General features: G+C 64.1%; 3 protein-coding genes. 2 read left to right on the top strand and 1 reads right to left on the bottom strand.

Translation table 11 applies throughout. The features are described 5' to 3' along the window. Positions 1–81 precede the first annotated feature (81 nt). Complete coding sequence (locus RJQ01_RS11615; RefSeq protein WP_350476889.1) at positions 82–345, top strand: OsmC family protein; 264 nt, start codon at positions 82–84, stop codon at positions 343–345. A gap of 213 nt (positions 346–558) precedes the next feature. On the opposite strand, the gene RJQ01_RS11610 is transcribed toward RJQ01_RS11615, so the two are convergent. Further along, positions 559–1,038: a transposase gene (locus tag RJQ01_RS11610; RefSeq protein ID WP_350476888.1), complete on the bottom strand. Its 480-nt coding sequence runs from the start codon at positions 1,036–1,038 to the stop codon at positions 559–561. Between the two features lie 667 nt (positions 1,039–1,705). Between RJQ01_RS11610 and RJQ01_RS11605 the strand changes: the two genes are divergently transcribed. Then, a complete protein-coding gene (locus RJQ01_RS11605; protein ID WP_350476887.1) occupies positions 1,706–3,220 on the top strand; it encodes a hypothetical protein in 1,515 nt (504 codons plus the stop codon). The last annotated feature ends 407 nt before the right edge of the window (positions 3,221–3,627 follow it).

Raw genomic sequence — 3,627 nt, 5'->3', positions numbered from 1 at the left:
ATCGCCGAGCACTACGGCGTGCAGCCCGAGACCGAGCAGGCCACCACCCTCGACTACGTCATGGCCGCCACCGGCGGCTGACTGACCGGCACCTTCGGGGGCGCGCTGGAGGCGCGCGGGATTCCTGCCGGTGAGGGTCGGTTGTCCGGCCACGTGACCGGTGAGGTGGAGAAGGACGAGGGAGTGCTGGTCATCAAGCGCATCCACGTGGTCTACGAACTGAAGGCCGACGCGGAGCACGACGAGACCATCGAGCGGGTGCACGGGATGCATGCGTCGAAGTGCCCCGTCTACCGGACGCTGTCCGGGTGCATCGACATCACGACGGAAGTGCGGCGGGCGTAGGTGGACGGAGGCGGCCGAGACGACCATGGCCACGACCACGAGGCATTTCACGGGGCGTCCCTAAGAACCGGGCGGAAGCCACTCCTTCTCGCGTCGGCATCGGCGGCTCGGTCGTGTTTCAATGTTGCGGTCATCGCCGCCTGGCGATCAGACTCGGATGCCCTCCCTTGTCAATGGCATGGGCGCGTTGCCATCCGTGCGGTGGGGTTGACGCTAGTGTACCGTCCCGAGAGTACATAGCCCAAGCTGAATCGTCTCGATGATCTCCTGAGCGGACTCAGTCCAGATGAAGGGCGCGGGATCGTCGTCGCCGTTGGCGATGTAGGCGTCGATAGCCTGGATGGGCTCATCGACGCTGGTGACGGCGAGGCGTCCGAGCTGGCGCTCGGTGAGTTCGGAGAAGAAACGCTCGGCGAGGTTGAGCCAGGAGGTGCCGGTGGGAACGAAGTGGAAATGGGCTCTCGGATTCCGTTTCAGCCACCGGCGCCCCTTCTCGTTCTTGTGCGTGGCGTAGTTGCCGAGGATGAGATGGACCTCGAGCCTGGGATCGACGGTCTGCCCGACGGCCTTCATGAAGCGGGGGAACTCCTGGTGGCGATGCCGAGGCATGCGCTCATGGATGACCCCGCCGGTGGTCACTTCGAGGACGGCGAAAAGGGCTGTTGTGCTGTGGTGTTCGTCGTCGTGCGCCATCGTGCCAGCACGTCCGCGCTACGACCGCATTGGCCGGTGGATCCGGGTAGACGCCCATCACGTCGCGGATCTTCTCGATGAGCCGAGGATACCGAGAGATCTTGAAGCGCTCGATCTGGTGGGGCCTGAGGCCGTACTTCCTCCAGGTCTCCGAACGTCGATGTGATCGAGGCCCAGAGCCCCCGCCAGCCACCGGCTCGTCCAGTGTGTGCCCTTCTCGCGCGGCGGTCTCTCGTTGATCGTCCTGTCGACGATCTCGGACTCCAAGGCGGGCGTGAGCTTGCGCGGCCCGCCGACCGAGGACGGTCGCGCTCCACCGCCTCCAATCCCCCGCATGTCCCGGGCCACACCCACCGACTCAGCGAGGCGCTGGCTGGACTTCCGTTGGCGGCGCCGAGCAGGATCCTTGCCGGCTCGACCTGGCGCTGAGGGCGCAGCAAACCCTCAAGAACCCTCCGGTCATCCCGGCGCAGCTTCTGCTTCTTGGTGGATGGGCTCGTGTCCCTATATCGCGTACCCGTCAGTAGTCGGAGTTCGAGCAGTACGCGATACCGACGTGCGGTTCGCACTGGTAGTCTGATTGCGTGCGGCTCTGTCGGAGGCAATCCTTTGGTTCGAGGAGCGGTGTCGCTCTGTAGGCAGTTGGCGAGCCCAGAGGAGGCGGATCGTGTCTAGTTGGACCTGTTTCGTGATCATGCCGTTTGCGGAGGAATTCGCCGATGTCTATCTGCTCCTTAAAGATGTGCGGTCGGCGCCAGACATGCCTGAATTGGAAATATTCCGAGCAGACGACATCGCTGAGCCTGGTCGCATTACCGACCAAATCCTGGATGCGATCGGCGGCTGCGCCTTTGTAATTGCGGACGTTACAGGAAGCAACCCGAACGTGATGTTCGAACTCGGCTATGCGCGTGCGTTGGGAAAGCCCGGTATCATTCTGAATCAAGATGTTACCGATTCGCCGTTCGACATCGCCGAGATGCGCCAGATCGTCTATGATCGTCAGCGGCTTGTCGGTGACCTGCGCCCCCAGGTTACTACGGCCGTCAAAGCTACCCTGGCGCGACTTGTTCGGTCGTCTCACGAGGCCTACGTCGAGTCTCTCGCCCAGGACCCCGAGGCTGATGCCGAAGCAGCCCTCGTCTCGAAGCAGGAAGCGGAGGCGCAGGCACAGCGACTGGAACGCGAGACCATCACCGGGGACGAGGCGGCCGCGATTCTGGAGGCCCTCGGCCTGGAGCTTGAGCTCACACAAGAGGATCCGGCGACACGGGGTCTTGCCAACGACCTGGCCAAGCAGGCCAAGCAGGTCATCGACCGCGTCGATACCGCGGCTGAAAGGCCCGCCGATTTGGCAAGGCTCGCCGCCACCGTCGGAGACTTGGCCGTGGGGATGCACAACTCGAAGCGGTATCGCGACGCCGAGGACTTGTTCAACCGTGCTCTGACGTTCGATGACAAGCATGCCGGTGTTCACGTCCAATTGGCCTTGCACGTTGGACTCTACAAACACGACCTCGCCAAGGCGGAAGAACTGCTGCGCCGCGCGGAGCAACTTGGAGCGCAGGAGGGCCGAGTGGAGAGCGCTCGCTCCCGTATCCGAGCGGCCCGTTTGATCGGTCAAGCGGAGGAGCCGGACCGAGCGCTCCTCGAGGCCCTCGCGCAGGCGGTGAAGGAGCGGCCGCACTCGGTCGATGATGTCACGTCCTACATGTTCGCGCTCCAGCGTGCCGGCCGTTGGGACGAACTCGTCCAAGTCGGGGAACAAGTGGTTAGGACCGACCACTGGAAGGATGACCCCCGCGAAGCCTACTCGGTGCGGCGGACATATGCCGACGCGCTCGCCTCCAGTGACGAACGCAGGCATGAAATGATGGCGATCTCGATGTATCGAGACATCATGGTAGGCGCTCCTGACGACGCTCAGGTGTTATCGAACCTAGCGACGCTACTCATGCGGGGGACGGAGGCCGAGAAACGTGAAGGGGTGGCGCTCTTCCTCCGCGCCTACACCCTCAGACCTGAGGAGGCGATCTTGCGGCGAAATTTCTCGAACTCGCTGCGGCGCGTCGCCGTAGACCGGAGAATCGCACTCCAAGTGCTACGTGGTGAGCCCCTCTCAGAGGCTGAGATCGCAGAGATCCAATCCGTCGTTGACGAAGGACCCGAGCCCGAGACGTGAAGGGGCGCCCCACCGCAGTAAAGCAAGTATTGTTGGTCGGAGCGTCCGCTGCGAGGACGCGAGGTGGAGAGTCCGGTGAAGGGTTCCCGAATAGATGTACCAGGATGGCAATGACACGACAGTGGCCTCCTCCGCAGCGTCGTTCGGCTAGGCTGTCATGGTGTCCCCCATCGCCCGATCCCGGGTGGCACCGCTGATATCCGCATCGACCGCCTGAAGGGGCCGCACCGCCACGCCTGGCTGCCCGGCGTGGAGGGCCCGGTGGACTTCGGGGTCCACGGCGCCATCGCCGAGCACTACGGCGTGCAGCCCGAGACCGAGCAGGCCACCACCCTCGACTACGTCATGGCCGCCACCGGCGGCTGACTGACCGGCACCTTCGGGGGCGCGCTGGAGGCGCGCGGGAT

Source organism: Microcella sp. (assembly GCF_040286215.1).
Classification (GTDB): Bacteria; Actinomycetota; Actinomycetes; order Actinomycetales; family Microbacteriaceae; genus Microcella.
Note: the sequence above shows the minus strand (reverse complement) of the source record. Positions and strands in the feature narration are given on the sequence as shown.

Excerpts from the sequence above, each read along its gene's own strand:
- RJQ01_RS11610 (WP_350476888.1), bottom strand. The coding sequence starts at position 1,038 with ATGGCGCACGACGACGAACACCACAGCACAACAGCCCTTTTCGCCGTC.